This is a genomic window from Nonomuraea sp. NPDC050202 (genome assembly GCF_040656115.1).
GTDB lineage: Bacteria > Actinomycetota > Actinomycetes > Streptosporangiales > Streptosporangiaceae > Nonomuraea.
This window is the reverse complement of record NZ_JBFALF010000017.1, coordinates 108,412-124,622: the sequence shown is the minus strand read 5'-3', so window position 1 is coordinate 124,622 and position 16,211 is coordinate 108,412. Positions and strand designations below refer to the sequence as shown.

The window sequence follows — 16,211 nt, the reverse complement described above, 5'->3', positions numbered from 1 at the left end:
GATGACCTCCGCCGCCAGCTCGCCGGCGATCTCGTACGCGGCCCCGGTCGTCACCGCCGCGTCGTAGTGGTGGATCGCGGCCTCGCAGCACATCCTGCGCAGCCAGAACGAGGCGGGCACCACGCCCGCGAACGACCACACCGCGTGGCGGGGCGGTGTGCGGGCCGCGGCGGCGTGAGCTTCGCGCTCCGGTCAGGAAGCCGTGCGCCGGCGGTGCGTCAGGAGGACGGCGAGGGCGGCGAGCAGCAGCCAGGCCGACGTCATGACGATCAGCCACGCCCAGCCCGCGTGGCCGTACACGACGGCGCCCGCCGTGCCGCCGGCGCCGCTGCCGAGGTAGTAGCAGAGCGTGTAGATGCCGGCGGCCCTGCCCCGGGCGGGCGGGGGCGCGTCGGCGGTCACCCAGGCGTTGGCGATGGCGTGCGCCGCGAAGAACCCGGCGGTCAGGACGGCGAAGCCGATCGCGATGACGGGCAGCGACGGGTGCGCGGTCAGCGCGGCCCCGGCCACCGTCACGGCCAGCGCCGTCACGAGCGCGCCCGTCCGTCCCATGCGACCCGCCAACCGTCCTGCGGCGGCCGAGGACGCGGTGCCCATGGCGTACGACAGGAACACCAGGGAGGCGGCGGCCGGGCTCAGCGAGAGCGGCGGCGCGGCCAGCCGGAACCCGGCCGCGTTGTACAGCGCCACGAACGCCCCCATGGCCAGCGCCCCCACGGCGAACGGCGCCACCAGCCCCGCCCCGAGCCGCGCCCTGCCCTCCTGTGTTCCGGCTCCGGCCCCCGTTCCGGCTCCGGCCTGCGCGCCCGCCTTGCGGGAGGGCGCCCGGTGACCGTCAGCCGCCCCTGCGGGCAGCGTCGCGACGGTGAACAGCGCGCACAGCAGCGCCACCCCCGCCACCGCGACCATCGCGCCGTGCCACCCCAGCGGTCCGGCGGCGAACCCGGCCCCGAGCCGCCCCAGCATCCCCCCGACCGAGTTGCCCGCGATCATCGCCCCCACGGCCCCGGCCAGCCGCGCCGTGCCGACCTGGTCGGCCAGGTACGCCGCCGCCACCCCGGCGAAGCCGGCGATCGCGACCCCCTGCACCCCGCGCATCACGAGGAACGCCGGGAAGGAGGGCGCCAGCGGCAGCAGCAGGCCGATCACCGCCGACACCACCACGGACCAGAGGATCACCCGCCGCCGCCCGGCCACCCCGGCCAGCCAGGCCAGTGGCAGCACCGCGACGGCCAGGCAGGCGGTCGCCACCCCGATCGCCAGGGAGGCGCTGCCTGGATCCAGCCGGTACGCGGCCGCGAGCTGGGGCAGCACCGGCTGGGGCGCGTACAGCAGGGCGAAGGACGACAGCCCCGCCGCGGCCACGGCGGCGCTCACCCGCCGCGTGTCGACGACCGGCTCGGAAGTCTGGAGAACCACCACCCCCCAAACGCTAAGCAAAGCTAATAAATACGTCTAATACGCATATAGGGGATAATTCATACTGTGATGGATGATTCCGACGATCGCCTGGCCGCCCGCCTGGCCCCGGCCCTCGCGCTGCTGGCCGCGGTGGGCGAGACGGGGCACGTGACGCGCGCGGCCGAGCTGCTCGGCGTCCCCCAGCCCACCGCCAGCCGCCGCCTCGCCGCCTTGGCCGAGCTCGTGGGCGCCCCGCTCGTCCTCCCGTCCGGCCGTGGCATCCGCCTGACCAGGGCGGGCCGCACGCTGGCCGCCGCCTCCACCCGCGCGCTGGCCACCATGACCGCAGCCGCCCGGGAGGTGCGCGAGGAGATCGACCCGGGCAGCGGGCGCATCGTCCTCGGCTTCCTGCACCTGCTCGGCCGCACGCTGGTGCCGTCGCTCATCGGCGGGTTCCGGGAGCGCAACCCGGGCATCCGCTTCAGCCTGGCGCAGGGGTCGCGGCAGGACATGCTCGACGCCCTGCACGAGGGCGAGATCGACCTGGTGTTCGTCGCGCCCATGCCGCTCGACGACCCCGGCCTCGTCAGCCGCCCGCTCGCCGACCAGGAGCTCGTGCTGTGCGCGCCGCCGTCGCACCGCCTCGCCGCCAGGACGCGGGTGCGGCCGGCGGATCTGGAGGGGGAGGAGCTGGTGACGCTGGAGCACGGGTACGGGCTGCGGCAGATCACCGACGACCTGTGCGCGGCGGCGGGGTTCGTGCCGCGGATCGCGTTCGAGGGGCAGGAGTCGGAGACCGTGCGCGGGCTGGTGGCGGCGGGGCTGGGGGTGGCCGTCCTGCCGCGGTCGGATCAGCCGCCCGCGGGAGGCAGGCCGGCCGGCGGGCACGACGGCGGCGCCGGCTCGGCGTTGCCGATGGTGGTGGAGATCCCGCTGTCGCCGCCCGTGTTCAGGACGGTCGGGGTGAGCTGGCCCGCTGGGGAGCGTCTGACGCCGGCGGTCCGCGCCTTCCGCGACCACGTCTGCTCCCGTCCCGCCGGCCTGGGCCCCGCCTTCCGCCCGCCCCGCGCGATGCCGTCCGGGCAGGCGTGACGTTGCGCGAGAGCGAGTCCCCGCGACACGTGACGGCGACCGGCGAGATCCGGCGCGTGGTGGTGCGCCGCCTGGCCGCCGGCCGCCTGGACAAGGCTGGTCTCAGGAGGGTTTCGCGCCGTAGACGGTGACCGCGAAGGGCCGGGCCGAGGCCGTGTAGATCTCCTCGCCGAGCCGCTTCAGCGACTCGTGCGCGTCCAGGTATCCGTGCAACCGGTTGGCCTCGGGCCACGGATGGACGGCCACCAGTATCCCGTCGGTCACCAGCAGCCCGCTGAGCTGCTCAGCAGCCCGCTGCAGCCGCTCGTGCCGCCCCAGGTAGTAGAGCGTCTCGGAGCAGAACGCCAGGTCGAAGCGCCGCTCCGCCGGATGCGTGAGCAGGTCGGCCTGGACGAACCGCACCCGCCCGCGCTCCTCCGGCACGCGCTCCCGGGCCCGCGCCAGCGCCCGCCCCGACACGTCCATCCCGGTGATCTCGGCCTCCGGGTAGGTCGCGGCGAGCGCGTGGGTGAACACGCCTTCCGCGCAGCCGACCTCCACGATGCGCCGGTACGGCCGGGCCGGCACGTGGTCGAGCGTGGACCGGTACTTGTGCTGCTCGTAGCCGTCGGTCGCCAGCTTCCAGGGATCGGGGGTGCGATGCCACCAGTCGAAGTAGCGGCGCAGGATCACGCCCTGACCCTTGGGGGACAGCAGGGAAAGCGTCCGGAAGAACGTACGATGCGCGAGCTCGGGCAGGTTGGGCACGTGCGGACTCTCTCGGTCGGGGACAAGGGGGGGTCGTCCGGGACTTGAGGTGCGGTCGTCGTCGAAAGGGAATGCCCGCTAAACGAGCGGGCAATGCCCAATCGTGCCCGTAACCATGAATGAAATTAGGAAATGTTGCTTCTCAACTCGCGCTTGAGCACTTTTCCCGAGGCGTTTTTAGGAAGCGATTCCAGAAAGACAACTCGTTTGGGCGTCTTGAACGGCGCCAGCCGCTCCCGCAGGAACACGATCAGCTCCTGCTCCGTCACCCCGGCCCCCTCGCGCAGCACGACCGCGGCCGTCACCGCCTCGATCCACTTCGCGTCCGGCACCCCGAACACCGCCGCCTCCGCGACCGCCGGATGCTGGTAGAGGGCCTCCTCGACCTCGCGGCTGGCGACGTTCTCGCCACCCGTCTTGATCATGTCCTTCTTCCTGTCGACCACCGCCAGGTAACCGTCCTCGTCCAGCACGCCCAGGTCGCCGCTGTGGAACCAGCCGCCGCGGAACGCCTCGGCGGTCTTGTCCGGGTCGTTCCAGTAGCCGAGCATGGCGTGCGGGCTGCGGTGCACGATCTCGCCGACCACACCGGGCGGCACCGGCTCCCCGGCGTCGTCCACGATCCTGGTCTCGACGTTGAGCGCGGGCCGCCCGGCCGAGCCCAGCCGGGTGAGCTGCTCCTCGGGGCCGAGGATGGTGGCGACGGGCGCCATCTCGGTCTGGCCGTAGAAGTTGAACAGGCGCACGTCCGGCAGCCGCGCGGCGATCTCCTTCAGCACCTCCACCGGCATGATGGAGGCGCCGTAGTACCCCTTGCGCAGCGACGACAGGTCGCGGCGGTCGAAGTCCGGGTGGCGCAGCAGCGAGATCCACACCGTGGGCGGGCAGAACAGCTTGGTGGCCCGCTCGCCCTCGATCGTGGCCAGGATCGCCGCCGCGCTGGGGCCGGGCAGGATGATGTTGGTGGCGCCCAGGTAGACGCCCGGCGTCAGGAAGCAGTGGAGCTGCGCGCAGTGGTAGAGGGGCAGGGCGTGCACCTCGACGTCGTCGGCGCTCATCTCGCCGTCCACCACGCACGTCACGTACTGCGCGATCAGGCTCCTGCTCGACAGCGTGGCGCCCTTGGGGCGGGACTCGGTGCCGCTGGTGTACATGAGCTGGATCGGGTCGTCGTCGGCGATCTCCACCTGGGGCTCGGAGTCGTCCTCGAAGGCCGACCACGCGGTGAACGGCTCCCACCCGTCCCGGCCGGCGCCGATCACGCCGCGCACCGTGACGCCGGGCGTGAGCGCCGCCTCGGCCACCGGCAGCAGCGCCTCCTCGGCGAGCATCCCGGTGGCGCCGGAATGCCGGAGGATGTACGCCACCTCCTCGGCCCCCAGCATGAAGTTCACCGGCACGGAGATCGCCCCCAGCCGCGCCAGCGCGAAGTACGCCACCACGAACGCGTGGTTGTTGTGGCTGAAGACGGCGAACCGGTCGCCCTTGCCCACGCCCCGCGCGGCCAGGGCGTTGGCGGTCCTGTTCACCGTCCGGTCGAGGTCGGCGTAGCTCTGCCGGAGGTCGCCGTAGACGACGGCGGTCTTGGAGGGATGCCGGGCGGCCGTGCGCCGCAGGAGGTCACCGATGGCGTGCTGACGGATCATGCGAACACCCTTCAGAACGATGTTCGGGCGATCCTAACCCGTGAAGACGGTCGCGAGCCGCCGGTAGGAGTCCAGCCGCCGGTCCAGGTCGTAGGTGTTCATCGTGATCAGCACCTCGTCGGCCCCGCTCGTCCCGACCAGCGAGCCGAGCGCCACCGCGACCTCGCGCTCCGTGCCGTGGATCTTGCCCTTGAGCGCCTCGTCCAGGTACGCCCGCTCCCGCCCGGCCAGCTCCATCCCCGCGATCTCCCCGGCGGGCACGAGCGGCGGGAAGGAGCCGCCGGTGCGCGAGCGCACGGTGGCCCACGCCTCCGGGAGCTGCAGCAGCGCCGCCTCCTGCGCGCTCGCGGCGACCGCGACGTCCGCCGCGACGATCACGTACGGCCGCGCCGCCCACGCCGACGGCCGGAACGCGGCCCGGTACCGCGCCACGGCGTCATGCATCCGCGCCCCGCCGCCGATCACCATCGGCAGCCCGTGCTCGGCCGCGATGTCCGCCCCCGCCCCCATGGCCAGCACGAACACCTGCGGCCGCAGCCCCTCCGCGGGCAGCGCGTGCACCCCCGGATGCGCGCTCTGCTCGCCGGTGAAGTAACCGAGCAGTTCGGCGAGCTGGTCGCCGAACCGGTCCGCGTCGTCCTTGCCGTGCCCGAGCGCCCGGCGGATGCCCCCGGTGAAACCCACGGAACGCCCCAGACCCATGTCCACGCGGCCGGGATGCAGCGACTCCAGCACGCCGAACTGCTCGGCCACGACCAGCGGCCGATGGTTGGGCAGCATCACGCCGCCGGTGCCCACCCGGATCCGCGAGGTGGCCGCGGCCACGGCCGCCGCCAGCACGGTCGGTGCCGACCCCGCCACCCCGGGCACGCTGTGGTGCTCCGACACCCAGAACCGGTGGTAGCCGAGCTCCTCGGCCTGCCGCGCGAACTCCACGGTCTCGCGCAGCGCGGCGGCCGGGGTCGAGCCGCGGCGGACGAGTGAGCGGTCGAGAATCGAGTAGGCGGTCATGTACGGGTGCAACACGCCCGCCCGCCGGATCAATCCACCGGATCGGCCGGCACGCTCTCGTAGTGCTCGACCAGCCGCGCCAGCAGCCCGGCGTCCTGGCGCAGCGGCACGCCGCCGACCCTGCCGACCGGCATCACCCCCCAGGAGTTGCAGAGGAACACCTGGTCGAAGCCTGTCAGGTCGGCCACCTTGACCGGCCGCCGCTCCTGCGGCACGTCCAGGTCCTGCAGCAGGCTCATCGTGATCCCGCGCAGCATCGGCGCGTCCGGCCACACCAGCCGGCCGTCCGCGAAGCCGCCCAGGTTCGTGATCGCGCCCTCGCTGATCAGGCCGTCCTCGGTGGTGAGCAGCGCCTCGTCGAAGCCCTCGCGGGCGGCCAGCCGCACGATGTGGGCCTGCTGGAAGCCGAAGGCCTGCTTGATGTGCGGCAGGTACCGCTGGTAGACGACCGGTTTGACGTGCAGCGGGCCGCTCAGCGGCGGATGCGGCGGGTACGCGGCGGCCACGACGCGCGGCCGGCCGCCGTGCTCCACGACGTTCACCCGCACCCCGGCGTCGCGCACGCCGCCGCCCAGCACGGCCCTGATCGAGGCCAGCACCGCCGCCCGGTCGAGCTCCGCCCCGAACAGCTCCCTGCTGGCCCCTTCGAGCCGCTCGAAGTGCCGGTCGAGCCCGCGCACGCGCCGGTCCCTGACCTGCATGGCGGTGAAGTGCCCATAGCGGGCGTCCAGCATGAGGCGCGCCTCGGCGCCGACCAGCTCGCCGTCCACGGCGGTGCGTCCCGTCACGACGATCTACCTTACGTACAGGCCGGCCGACCAGCGAACCGGGCGGTTGGTGTACTCGCCCCACATGCCCGTCTGAACGGTCACCGTCACCCGCTCGCCCTCCGGCGCCTCGAGCTCCAGGCCCGCGCTCGGGGAGGAGCCCTCCGCCCAGGGGCACCCCACCGTCGTGCGGCCCTCCTTGCCGTTGATCCAGAATTTGAACCACATCCGCTGGGCCAGGTCGCCCGAGCAGAGGAGGCTGACGCTGACCGGGCCCGCGCCGCTGCCCGTCAGCGTGACGGAGGAGACCCCCGGCCACCTTCCCGACGCGCTGTCGGCCAGCCGCCGGCCGTCGAGCTGCCCGGGCAGGGCCCCGATCCGCGCGGGCTCGATGGTCATGGCCGGTGGCGTCCACTCGTAGACGCCGATGTCGCGGACCGCGGTGTCGGGCTGCTCCGGCACGCACGGCCCGTCCTCGACCGGGATGACGCAGCCCTCCTCGCTCCTGTCGAAGGTCAGCGTGGCCCGGGTGGACCCCTGCGGCACGTCCACCGGCAGCAGGTACGGCAGGCCGTCGCCGCAGCCGTACCTGGGGACGTGGACGCGGCGGGAGTTGACGTGGACCACCGGCATGCGGTTGCGGTCCCCGTCGCACGGCGTGGCCACCTCCAGCGGCTTCCCCGAGACCGGGACGTCGATCGACGCCTCGGTCCCCGTGAGGGTGACCAGGCCCACCCGGCGGTACTCGGTGCCGTCGGGGGAGGTGAACCGCTCGGGCAGCTCCTGTCGCGCCGCGGCGGGCGGCGTCTCCCCGGGGACGACCAGCCCGGCCTGGCCGGGGACCAGGTAGGCCGCCACCGCCACGACCGCCAGCGTCACCGCACCCGCGGACGCCCTCCTGCGCAGGCGGGTCCGGCGGATGCGGGCGCGTACCTGGTCGTGGCGGTGCGGGTTGGCGGGCGACGGGCCCTCGGCCCGCTCCCGCAGGACGTCACGCAACTCCCGCACGCTCATCAGCGCCTCTCCTTCACGATCGACTCGTCCACTCGCAGCTTGGCCAGCGCCTTGGCGGTCTGGCTCTTGACCGTGCCCTCCTGGCAGCCCAGCAGCCTGGCCACCTCGCCGACCGGCAGGTCCTCGTAGAAGCGCAGCACGATCACCGCGCGCTGCCTGGCCGGCAGCCGCCCCACCGCCCGCCACAGCTCCTCGTCGTCGCCGGCCGCGTCGTGGGCGGCCCTCTCGGGCAGGGCGTCGCCGCTGGGCACCTCCCCGCGCCAGCGCCGCCGCCACCAGGAGATGTACGTGGTGACCAGCACCTTGCGCACGTACGCCTCGGGCTCGTCGATGCCCGGCCAGGCGAACCACGCCTTGGCCAGCGACTCCTGCAGCAGGTCCTCCGCGAGGCCCCAGTCGCGGGCCAGCAGGTACGCCGTGCGTAACAGCCGGTCCGACCTCGCCACCACGAAGTCCTGAAAAATCGCCCTATCTGCCAACTCGGCGCTCCTTCTGTGCGAGCGGCTAGCTGACGCTAGTGACGCGTCGTCGTCCCGGTCAGGTTGCCCGGGGGTGAGAACTCGCGCGCGCCGGCCCGGACGGCTCAGGCGCTCCCGGCCCGCATGACCGTGTACGGCGCCAGCTCGCCCAGCCCTCGCACCGACAGCCGGTTGACCTCACGCAGCCGGAAGGCCCGATCGCCCTCGAGCTCCTCGGCCAGCTGCGGATCGGCCAGGATCGTTCCCGGCAGGGACAACGCGGTCAGCCTGCTGGCCAGGTTCACCGTGGTGCCGAACACGTCGCCCATGCGCCAGATCACCGGCCCGGAGGCCAGCCCCACCCGCAGCTCCGGCATGTCCTTGCCGCGCGCGTGCGTCTCCACCAGCCGCAGCGCGATCTCCGCCGCCACGTGCGCCTTGTCGCTCACGAACAGCACCGAGTCGCCCAGCGTCTTGACCACCCGGCCGCCCGAGGACGTCACGATGTCGGCCGAGCGCCCCTCGAACCTGTCGATCAGCCTGGCCAGCTCGCCGCCGGTGATCTGCCTGCTGAGCCGGGTGAAGGCGACCAGGTCGGCGAAGCCGACGGCCAGCCGTACGGCGCTCATGTCCTGCTCGGCGAGGCGCCCGGCCGCGGCGGCGAGCTGGCGCTGCCAGGCGTAGACCAGCAGCCGCGCCAGGTCGGGCACGACCCGCTCGGCCCGCCTGCGCCAGGCCCGCGGCCGCTCGGCCAGCGGCACGCCCGCGTTGTCCAGCGCCTCGGCGCCCAGCTCCGCCTGCGACTCGGCCAGCCTGGTCGTGGCCCGGCCCAGCGAGCGGGCGATGAGCAGCACGTGCTCCTCGTCGTAGACGCCCGAGGTCACCATGCCGAGCAGCGTCTTGAGCGCCTCGACGTCGGAGTCGGTGAACTCGACGGCGTCGTCGGGCACGTTGGCGAACCCCAGGGCACGCCAGAAGCGCCGCGCACGATAGACCGGCACCCCCGCCATCTCGGCGACCTGGTGACTGGTGTATCGGCGCGGCTCGCGCAGAAAGGCTTCCGCCAGCCCGTCCCCGTCCACCCGCGCCACCTCGGCAACATAACACCCTGTGGGCCAGATCACTCCAAGAGTGCCCTCAGGGCACTCCGCTCACCTTCATCTACATACCCGGCGTAATAGTCATACATCGCTTTTCTGGACAATTGGGCGGCCAGTGGGCCGTCTCCGGCCCGGATGGCGGCGATGACCTCCTCGTGGTGGCGGATGCTCCGCCGCATCAGCTCCTCCCGGTCCGGCGCCGCGGCGATCCGTTCCGCGATCAGCTTCAGCACGATCGAGCGCACCACGTCCGTGCAGACCTGGATCAGCTTGTTGCCGCCGGCCCGCGCCACCGCGTCGTGGAAGGCCACGTCCGCGGCCCCGAACGCCTGCGCGTCCCGGCCCACGGCGGCCCGCATGGTGGCCACCGCCTCGCACATCTCGGCGAGCTGCTCCTCGGTGCGCAGGCGCGCGGCCAGCAGCACCGCCGACCCGTCCAGCACCATCCTGAACTGCACCAGCTCGCCGAGCGACAGCTCCGCCACCCTGGCCAGGGTGGTCATGGACTTGTGTAAGGCGGCGGGCGAGAACGGCAGCACCTCCGCCCCGTGCGGATCCCCCGGCCGTGAGCGCACCAGGCCGCGCGCCTGCAGCACCCGCAGCGCCTCGCGTACGGTGGACCGGCTGACGGAGAACTGCACCATCAGCTCGCGCTCGCTCGGCAGCCGCGCGCCAGGAGACAGCGCGCCGCTCTCGACGGCCTCCTCGATCTGCTCCACGACCCGCTCGTAAGCGCGCACGGTACGCACCGGCTCGAAGCGCGGACCACCCATGCAAGCCCCCTTGACCCGAGCCGTCACCGGCTGGCAATGTGCGTAGCCTACTGGTCCGACCAGTACACTAGCCAGGAGGCTGTAGGACATGAGGCGAATCGGGATCTGGATCGCCGCCGGCGGTCTCCTGCTGGCCACGGCAGCCTGCGGAGGCGGTGGCGACGGCAACGGCGGGGCCGCAGGCCCGGCGAAGACCCGGACGCTGTCGGTCGGCGCGGTGGCCGAGCCCGCCAACCTCGACTTCACCTCCACCGAGGGCGCCGCCATCCCGCAGGCCCTGCTCGTCAACGTCTACGAGGGCCTGGTCAAGCTCGACCAGAACGGCGAGATCGTGCCGCTGCTCGCCGAGAAGTGGGATGTCTCCGGCGACCGGAAGACCTACACCTTCACGCTGCGCCGGAACGTGAAGTTCAGCAGCGGCGCGCCGTTCACGGCCGACGACGTGGTCTTCTCCCTCGACCGGGTGCGGACCGACTGGAAGCTCAAGATCAAGGCGCAGCTCGACGTCGTCGACAAGGTCGAGAAGAAGGACGACTCCACCGCCGTCGTCACGCTCAAGCGGCCCAGCAACGGCTTCCTGTACGCGATGACCAGCAGGCTCGGCGCCATGTTCAGCCGCACCGGCGTGGCCGACCTGGCCAACAAGCCCGTCGGCACCGGCCCGTACGTGCTGGGCTCCTGGCGGCGCGGCGACTCCCTCCGCCTGGACGCCAACCCCTCCTACTGGGGCGCCAAGCCGGCGCTGTCGTCGGTCACGCTGAAGTACTTCAAGGACGCCACGGCGATGAACAACGCGCTGCTGACCGGCGGCATCGACGTCATCTCCAGCGTGCAGGCGCCCGAGTCGCTGCAGCAGTTCGCCGACCCCAACCGGTTCGAGACCATCGAGGGCACCACCAACGGCGAGGTCGTGCTGTCGATGAACAACGGGCGCCCGCCGTTCGACGACAAGAAGGTCAGACAGGCCGTGCGGCACGCCATCGACCACAAGGCGCTGCTCGACACCGCCTGGGCCGGGCGCGGGCAGCTCATCGGCTCGATGGTGCCGCCCACCGACCCCTGGTACGAGGACCGCACCGGCGACTACCCGTACGACCCGGCCAAGGCCAAGGAGCTGCTGGGCGGGAAGACGTACAACGTCAAGATGCGCATCCCCAACCTGCCGTACGCGGTCAACAGCGCCCAGGTCGTCAAGTCGCAGCTCGCCCAGGTGGGGATCAACGCCGAGATCGAGCCGCTGGAGTTCCCCGCGCGCTGGCTGGACCAGGTGTTCACCAAGGGCGACTACGACCTGTCCATCATCAACCACGTCGAGCCCCGCGACATGGGCATATTCGCCGATAAGTCGTACTACTTCCGGTACGACAATCCCGAGTTCGGCGAGCTGCTCGCCTCCGCCGACGCGGGCACCGAGCAGGAGCAGGCCGGCGACCTCAAGCAGGCCGCCACGCTGCTGTCGCAGGACGCCGCGGCCGACTGGCTCTTCCTGTTCCCCAACCTGATCGTGGCGAAGAAGGGCGTCACCGGGCTGCCGAAGAACGCCATCGCGGAGTCCTTCGACTTCACCGGACTCGCCAAGCAGTGATCCTGTACCTCGTCAAGCGGCTGGCGGTGCTGCTCGCGAGCACCGCCGTGGCCGCCGTGGCGGTGTTCGCCTTCATGGCGCTGCTGCCCGGCGACCCGGCCGAGATCGCGCTCGGCGTCAACGCCACCCCCGAGGCGGTGGCCGAGCTGCGCCGCCAGTTCGGCACCGACCGGCCGCCCGGCGTGCAGTTCCTCGACTGGTTCGGCGGGCTGGCGCAGGGCGACTTCGGCACCTCGTACGTGACCAGCGCCCCCATCGGCCCGCAGATCTCCGACCGGCTCGGCGTCACGGCCGTGCTCGTGCTCGGCGGCATGGCCGTGGCCCTGGTGCTGGCCGTGCCGCTGGGCACGTTCGCCGCCGTGCACCACCGCGATCCCCTGGGCGCGGCGATCAGCGCGGTCAGCCAGCTCGGCATCGCGGTCCCCGCCTTCCTGGCCGGGATCCTGCTGGTGTTCGTGTTCGCGGTGCAGGCCCAGGTGCTGCCGTCCGGCGGCTACGTGCCCATCGCCGACGACCCGGGGGAGTGGCTGCGGAGCCTGCTGCTGCCGTGGCTGTCGCTCGGCCTGGTGCAGGGCGCCGTGCTCACCCGCTACGTGCGCAGCGCCGTGCTCGACGTCATGCGCGAGGACTACCTGCGCACCGCCCGCGCCAAGGGCCGCGGCAGCACCGGCGCGCTGTGGCGGCACGGGCTGCGCAACGCCTCCGTCCCCGTCGTCACCGTGCTCGGCCTGCAACTGGCCACGCTGCTCATCGGCGCGGTCGTGGTCGAGCGGGTCTTCGTCATCCCCGGGCTCGGCGACCTGCTGCTCAACGGCGTCGCCGGGCGTGACCTGCTGCTCGTCCAAGGCGTGGTGATGGTGCTGGTGGCCGCCGTGCTGCTGATCAACTTCGTGGTCGACGTGACCTACCACCTGCTCGACCCGAGGCTGCGATGAGAGGCAGGCCGAACCTCGCGCTGCTGGCCGGCGGCACGCTCGTCGGGCTCGTCGCCCTGGCCGCCGTCGTCTCGTTCTTCTGGACGCCGCACGACCCCACGCTCGTGGACGCCGCCCGCAAGCTGCGCGAGCCCGGCGACGGCTATCTGCTCGGCGCCGACAAGTTCGGCCGCGACACCTTCAGCCAGCTCATGGTCGGCGCCCGCACCACCCTCTACGTCGGCGTCGTCGCGGTCGGCATCGCCGCCGTCATCGGCACCCCGCTCGGCGTGGTCGCCGGGATGACGCCGCGCGGCTGGCTGTCGGAGCTGATCATGCGGGTCAACGACCTCGTGTTCGCCTTCCCCGCGCTGCTGCTGGCCGTCATGCTCGGCGCGGTGTACGGGCCCGGCACGCTCACCGCGATGATCGCCATCGGAGTGGCCACCGTGCCCGCGTTCGCCCGCGTGGCCCGCGCCGCCACGCTCCAGGTCATGGTGACCGACTACATCCTGGCCGCCAGGGCCGCCGGGCGGCGCCGGCCCGCCATCGCCGTACGGCACGTGCTGCCGAACATCGGCTCCGTGCTGATCGTGCAGGCGTCGGTGTCGTTCGCGATCGCCATCCTGGCCGAGGCGGCGCTGTCGTTCCTCGGCTTCGGCACCCGCCCGCCGATCCCGTCGTGGGGGCGCATGCTGCAGGAGTCGCAGGAGCTGCTCTTCTCCACCCCCCGCCTGGCGCTGTGGCCGGGGATCGCGATCGCCGTGGCCGTGCTCGGCTTCAACCTCCTCGGCGACGGCCTGCGCGACCACCTCGACCCCAGGCTCAGGAGGATCCGTGCTGAAGGTTGAGAGCCTCGGGGTGCGCGCGGACACCGTCGAGCTGGTCCGCGAGGTGTCGTTCACCATCGAGCCCGGCGAGCGGGTCGGGCTGATCGGCGAGTCCGGCTCCGGCAAGTCGCTCACCGCGCTGTCGCTCATGGGCCTGCTCCCCGAGGGCGTCACCGCGACCGGCCGGGCCAGGCTGGGCGACCGCGACCTCGTCGGCGTGCCCGAGAGCCGGCTCAAGAGCCTGCGGGGCCGCGAGCTGTCCATGGTCTTCCAGGAGCCGATGACCGCGCTCAACCCGCTCATGCGGATCGGCGCCCAGGTCGCCGAGGTCATGACCCTGCACGGCCGCTCCCGCCAGGAGGCCCGCGAGCGGTCGATCGAGCTGCTGGAGCGCGTACGGCTGCCCGAGCCCGGCCAGATCGCCCGCGCGTACCCGCACCAGCTCTCCGGCGGCCAGCGCCAGCGCGTCATGCTCGCCATCGCCCTGGCCAACGGCCCCGAGCTGCTCATCTGCGACGAGCCCACCACCGCGCTCGACGTCACCGTGCAGAAGCAGATGCTCGACCTGATCGCCGAGGTCGCGCCCGCGCTGCTGTTCATCACCCACGACCTGGCCGTGGTCGCCTCCATGTGCGAGCGGGTCCTGGTCATGTACGGCGGCCGCGTCGTCGAGTCGGGCCCGCTCCGCGAGGTCTTCACCCGGCCCCGCCACCGCTACACGCAGGGCCTGCTGGCCGCCTCCAGGCTCACCCCGCGCGGCACCCGCCTGCCCACCATCGCCGGCAGCGTGCCACCGGCGGGCCGCTTCCCCGGCGGCTGCGTCTTCCGTAACCGCTGCCCGCACGCCACCCCCACCTGCGAGACGACTCCGGCGCTGACAGGAGACGGCCATGCCTACGCATGCTGGCACCCCGCTGATTGAGGCGAGCGGGCTGAACCGGGTCTACCGCCGCCCCCGCACCTCGCTCACCAGGCCGGGAGCCGCCGTGCACGCCCTGCGCGACGTCTCCCTGACCGTGCGGCGCGGCGAGCGTTACGGCATCGTCGGCGAGTCCGGCTCCGGCAAGTCCACCCTGCTGCGCCTGCTCTGCGCCCTCGACCAGCCGACCAGCGGCACCATCCGCTTCGACGGCCAGGAGATCACCGGCAGGCCGGAGCGCCGGCTGCGCTTTCTGCGCGAGAACCTCCAGATCGTCTTCCAGGACCCGATGAGCTCGCTCGACCCGCGCATGCGCGTGCGCGACCTCGTCGCCGAGCCGCTGGCCGCCCTCGGCCTGCCCGCCGGTGACCGGGTGGCGGAGCTGCTCGACGCGGTCGGGCTGCCCGCCACGGCCGCCGACCGGTTCCCGCACCAGTTCTCCGGCGGGCAGCGGCAGCGCATCGCCATCGCCCGCGCGCTCGCGCCGCGGCCGAAGGTGCTGGTCGCCGACGAGCCGGTCAGCGCTCTGGACGTCTCCGTGCGAGGGCAGATACTCAACCTGCTGGCCGACCTCGTGGACGAGCTGGGGCTCACGCTCGTGTTCGTCTCGCACGACCTGTCCGTGGTGCGGCACGTGTGCGAGACGGTCGCGGTGATGAGCCAGGGCGAGATCGTGGAGACCGGGCCCGTGGACGACGTCTGGGCCGCGCCCGCCCACCCGTACACGCAGGCGCTGCTGGCGGCCGTACCGACACTGGAGGGACTGCTGTGATCGAAGTCGACGCCGATGGAGTGGTGGAGTTCACGCAGGCGCTGGTCCGCATCCCCAGCACCAACGACCCGGCGCGCGGCCGCTGCGAGCGGCCCGCGGCCGAGCTCGTCGAGGCGCGGATGCGGGAGTGGGGCTGGGACCCCGTCGTGTACGAGGCCGCGCCCGGCCGGCCGAACGTGGTCGCCGTCGTCGAGGGCGGCGGCGGGCCGGGGCCGACGCTCATGTTCGAGGGCCACACGGACGTCGTCACCGAGGGCGACCTGTCCTCGTGGACCGTGGACCCGTTCGGCGGGGAGATCCGCGACGGCAAGCTGTGGGGGCGGGGCAGCGCCGACATGAAGTCCGGCCTGGCCGCCACCCTCTACGCCACCCGCGCCCTGCAGCTCGCGGGAACGTTCCCGGGCCGCGTCAAGGTGTGCGCGCTGGCCGACGAGGAGGGCCTGATGCTCGGCGCGCACCACTTCGTCTCCTCCGGGCTCGCCTCGGACGTGGACGGGGCGATCGTCGCCGAGCCCGAGGCGGGCGAGATCTGCGCCGTGGCCAAGGGCGCGCTGCGGCTGCGCGTGGACCTCACCGGCAGGATGGCCCACGGCGCGATGCCCCAGCACGGCCGCAACCCCATCGCCGCCGCCGGCACCCTGCTGACCGGGCTGCGGTCGCTGCAGGAGGAGCTGCAGCGGCGCCATCCGGCGCACGAGCACCTCGGCGAGGTGTACGTGACGCCGACCGTGCTGCGGGCCGGCTCCGAGGAGCAGATCAACGTGATCCCGGCCGTCGCCTCCGTCTTCGTGGACGTGCGCACCGTGCCGGGCGCCGACCACAAGGAGATCGCCGACCGGGTGGCCGCGCTGGCCCGCGCCGAGGGGATCTCGGTGGAGGTGTCGGTGCTGGTGGACCGGCCGCCGGTGGACGTGCCGCGCTCGGACCCGGTCGTCGCCGCGCTGGCCGCCGCCCATCGCGCGGTGACGGGCGAGGAGCCGGTGTACGGCGGGGTGCCGGGCACGACGGACGGGACCGTGCTCACCCACTGGGGCGGGGTGCCGTCGGTGGTGTACGGGCCGGGCGGGAAGTGGATCGCGCACCAGGCCGACGAGTTCGTGGAGGTGTCGGAGATCGTGCGGTGCACGCGGGTGTTCGCGGAGGCCGCCAGGCGCTTCCTGAACGGGGACTACTGATGCGGCG

General features: G+C 72.9%; 16 protein-coding genes and 1 pseudogene. 7 read left to right on the top strand and 10 right to left on the bottom strand.

Translation table 11 applies throughout. From position 1 onward, the window contains the following. Positions 1-66: 66 nt before the first annotated feature. Positions 67-171: pseudogene (locus AB0I79_RS35820) on the bottom strand (hypothetical protein); the annotation flags it as partial. Positions 172-192: 21 nt separating this feature from the next. Continuing rightward, entirely contained in the window at positions 193-1,422 is a 1,230-nt protein-coding gene (locus AB0I79_RS35815; RefSeq protein ID WP_357882999.1) for an MFS transporter, read from the bottom strand. A 66-nt stretch (positions 1,423-1,488) separates the two neighbouring features. Between AB0I79_RS35815 and AB0I79_RS35810 the strand changes: the two genes are divergently transcribed. Next, positions 1,489-2,493, top strand: a complete 1,005-nt coding sequence (locus AB0I79_RS35810; RefSeq protein WP_357882996.1) for a LysR family transcriptional regulator — start codon at positions 1,489-1,491, stop codon at positions 2,491-2,493. 102 nt (positions 2,494-2,595) lie between these two features. Here AB0I79_RS35810 and AB0I79_RS35805 read toward each other — a convergent pair whose 3' ends face one another. The 8 genes from AB0I79_RS35805 to AB0I79_RS35770 all read right to left on the bottom strand — a co-directional run bounded on the left by AB0I79_RS35805 (position 2,596) and on the right by AB0I79_RS35770 (position 10,009). After that, on the bottom strand, positions 2,596-3,240 hold the full coding sequence (locus AB0I79_RS35805; RefSeq protein ID WP_357882993.1) for a class I SAM-dependent methyltransferase: 645 nt from the start codon (positions 3,238-3,240) through the stop codon (positions 2,596-2,598). A gap of 125 nt (positions 3,241-3,365) precedes the next feature. After that, positions 3,366-4,886 carry an acyl-CoA synthetase gene (locus AB0I79_RS35800; RefSeq protein ID WP_357882990.1) on the bottom strand — a complete coding sequence of 507 codons (1,521 nt, stop codon included), beginning with the start codon at positions 4,884-4,886 and terminating at the stop codon, positions 3,366-3,368. A gap of 33 nt (positions 4,887-4,919) precedes the next feature. Further along, the gene (locus tag AB0I79_RS35795; protein WP_357882987.1) at positions 4,920-5,897 is read right to left on the bottom strand and encodes an MsnO8 family LLM class oxidoreductase; all 978 of its coding nucleotides are present in this window, start codon (positions 5,895-5,897) and stop codon (positions 4,920-4,922) included. Positions 5,898-5,926: 29 nt separating this feature from the next. Continuing rightward, positions 5,927-6,685: an aminotransferase class IV gene (locus AB0I79_RS35790; RefSeq protein WP_357882984.1), complete on the bottom strand. Its 759-nt coding sequence runs from the start codon at positions 6,683-6,685 to the stop codon at positions 5,927-5,929. A 6-nt stretch (positions 6,686-6,691) separates the two neighbouring features. Beyond that, positions 6,692-7,678 (bottom strand): hypothetical protein, encoded by a 987-nt coding sequence (locus tag AB0I79_RS35785; protein ID WP_357882981.1) that lies wholly within the window; start codon positions 7,676-7,678, stop codon positions 6,692-6,694. Next, positions 7,678-8,157, bottom strand: coding sequence for a SigE family RNA polymerase sigma factor (locus tag AB0I79_RS35780; RefSeq protein ID WP_357882978.1), 480 nt, complete (start codon positions 8,155-8,157; stop codon positions 7,678-7,680). The genes AB0I79_RS35785 and AB0I79_RS35780 overlap by 1 nt, the downstream gene beginning before the upstream one ends. A gap of 104 nt (positions 8,158-8,261) precedes the next feature. Next, a complete protein-coding gene (locus AB0I79_RS35775) occupies positions 8,262-9,227 on the bottom strand; it encodes an adenylate/guanylate cyclase domain-containing protein (protein WP_357882975.1) in 966 nt (321 codons plus the stop codon). Positions 9,228-9,256: 29 nt separating this feature from the next. Continuing rightward, positions 9,257-10,009 (bottom strand): FadR/GntR family transcriptional regulator, encoded by a 753-nt coding sequence (locus AB0I79_RS35770; RefSeq protein ID WP_357882972.1) that lies wholly within the window; start codon positions 10,007-10,009, stop codon positions 9,257-9,259. Between the two features lie 88 nt (positions 10,010-10,097). On the opposite strand from AB0I79_RS35770, the gene AB0I79_RS35765 reads away from it, so the two are divergent. From AB0I79_RS35765 to AB0I79_RS35740, 6 genes are read left to right on the top strand one after another with little or no spacing between them, the layout of a single operon-like run. After that, positions 10,098-11,594: an ABC transporter substrate-binding protein gene (locus tag AB0I79_RS35765; protein ID WP_357882968.1), complete on the top strand. Its 1,497-nt coding sequence runs from the start codon at positions 10,098-10,100 to the stop codon at positions 11,592-11,594. After that, entirely contained in the window at positions 11,591-12,529 is a 939-nt protein-coding gene (locus AB0I79_RS35760) for an ABC transporter permease (protein ID WP_357882965.1), read from the top strand. The genes AB0I79_RS35765 and AB0I79_RS35760 overlap by 4 nt, the downstream gene beginning before the upstream one ends. Continuing rightward, positions 12,526-13,359: an ABC transporter permease gene (locus AB0I79_RS35755; RefSeq protein ID WP_357882962.1), complete on the top strand. Its 834-nt coding sequence runs from the start codon at positions 12,526-12,528 to the stop codon at positions 13,357-13,359. The genes AB0I79_RS35760 and AB0I79_RS35755 overlap by 4 nt, the downstream gene beginning before the upstream one ends. After that, positions 13,346-14,260 (top strand): ABC transporter ATP-binding protein, encoded by a 915-nt coding sequence (locus tag AB0I79_RS35750; RefSeq protein ID WP_357882959.1) that lies wholly within the window; start codon positions 13,346-13,348, stop codon positions 14,258-14,260. Before AB0I79_RS35755 ends, AB0I79_RS35750 begins: the two co-directional genes overlap by 14 nt. Then, entirely contained in the window at positions 14,229-15,029 is an 801-nt protein-coding gene (locus AB0I79_RS35745) for an ATP-binding cassette domain-containing protein (protein WP_357882956.1), read from the top strand. The genes AB0I79_RS35750 and AB0I79_RS35745 overlap by 32 nt, the downstream gene beginning before the upstream one ends. Continuing rightward, positions 15,026-16,204: a M20 family metallopeptidase gene (locus AB0I79_RS35740; RefSeq protein ID WP_357882953.1), complete on the top strand. Its 1,179-nt coding sequence runs from the start codon at positions 15,026-15,028 to the stop codon at positions 16,202-16,204. The genes AB0I79_RS35745 and AB0I79_RS35740 overlap by 4 nt, the downstream gene beginning before the upstream one ends. Positions 16,205-16,211: the final 7 nt, after the last annotated feature.

Excerpts from the sequence above, each read along its gene's own strand:
- AB0I79_RS35795 (WP_357882987.1), bottom strand. The coding sequence starts at position 5,897 with ATGACCGCCTACTCGATTCTCGACCGCTCACTCGTCCGCCGCGGCTCG.
- AB0I79_RS35785 (WP_357882981.1), bottom strand. The coding sequence starts at position 7,678 with ATGAGCGTGCGGGAGTTGCGTGACGTCCTGCGGGAGCGGGCCGAGGGC.
- AB0I79_RS35800 (WP_357882990.1), bottom strand. The coding sequence starts at position 4,886 with ATGATCCGTCAGCACGCCATCGGTGACCTCCTGCGGCGCACGGCCGCC.
- AB0I79_RS35810 (WP_357882996.1), top strand. The coding sequence starts at position 1,489 with ATGGATGATTCCGACGATCGCCTGGCCGCCCGCCTGGCCCCGGCCCTC.
- AB0I79_RS35755 (WP_357882962.1), top strand. The coding sequence starts at position 12,526 with ATGAGAGGCAGGCCGAACCTCGCGCTGCTGGCCGGCGGCACGCTCGTC.
- AB0I79_RS35765 (WP_357882968.1), top strand. The coding sequence starts at position 10,098 with ATGAGGCGAATCGGGATCTGGATCGCCGCCGGCGGTCTCCTGCTGGCC.
- AB0I79_RS35770 (WP_357882972.1), bottom strand. The coding sequence starts at position 10,009 with ATGGGTGGTCCGCGCTTCGAGCCGGTGCGTACCGTGCGCGCTTACGAG.
- AB0I79_RS35745 (WP_357882956.1), top strand. The coding sequence starts at position 14,229 with ATGCCTACGCATGCTGGCACCCCGCTGATTGAGGCGAGCGGGCTGAAC.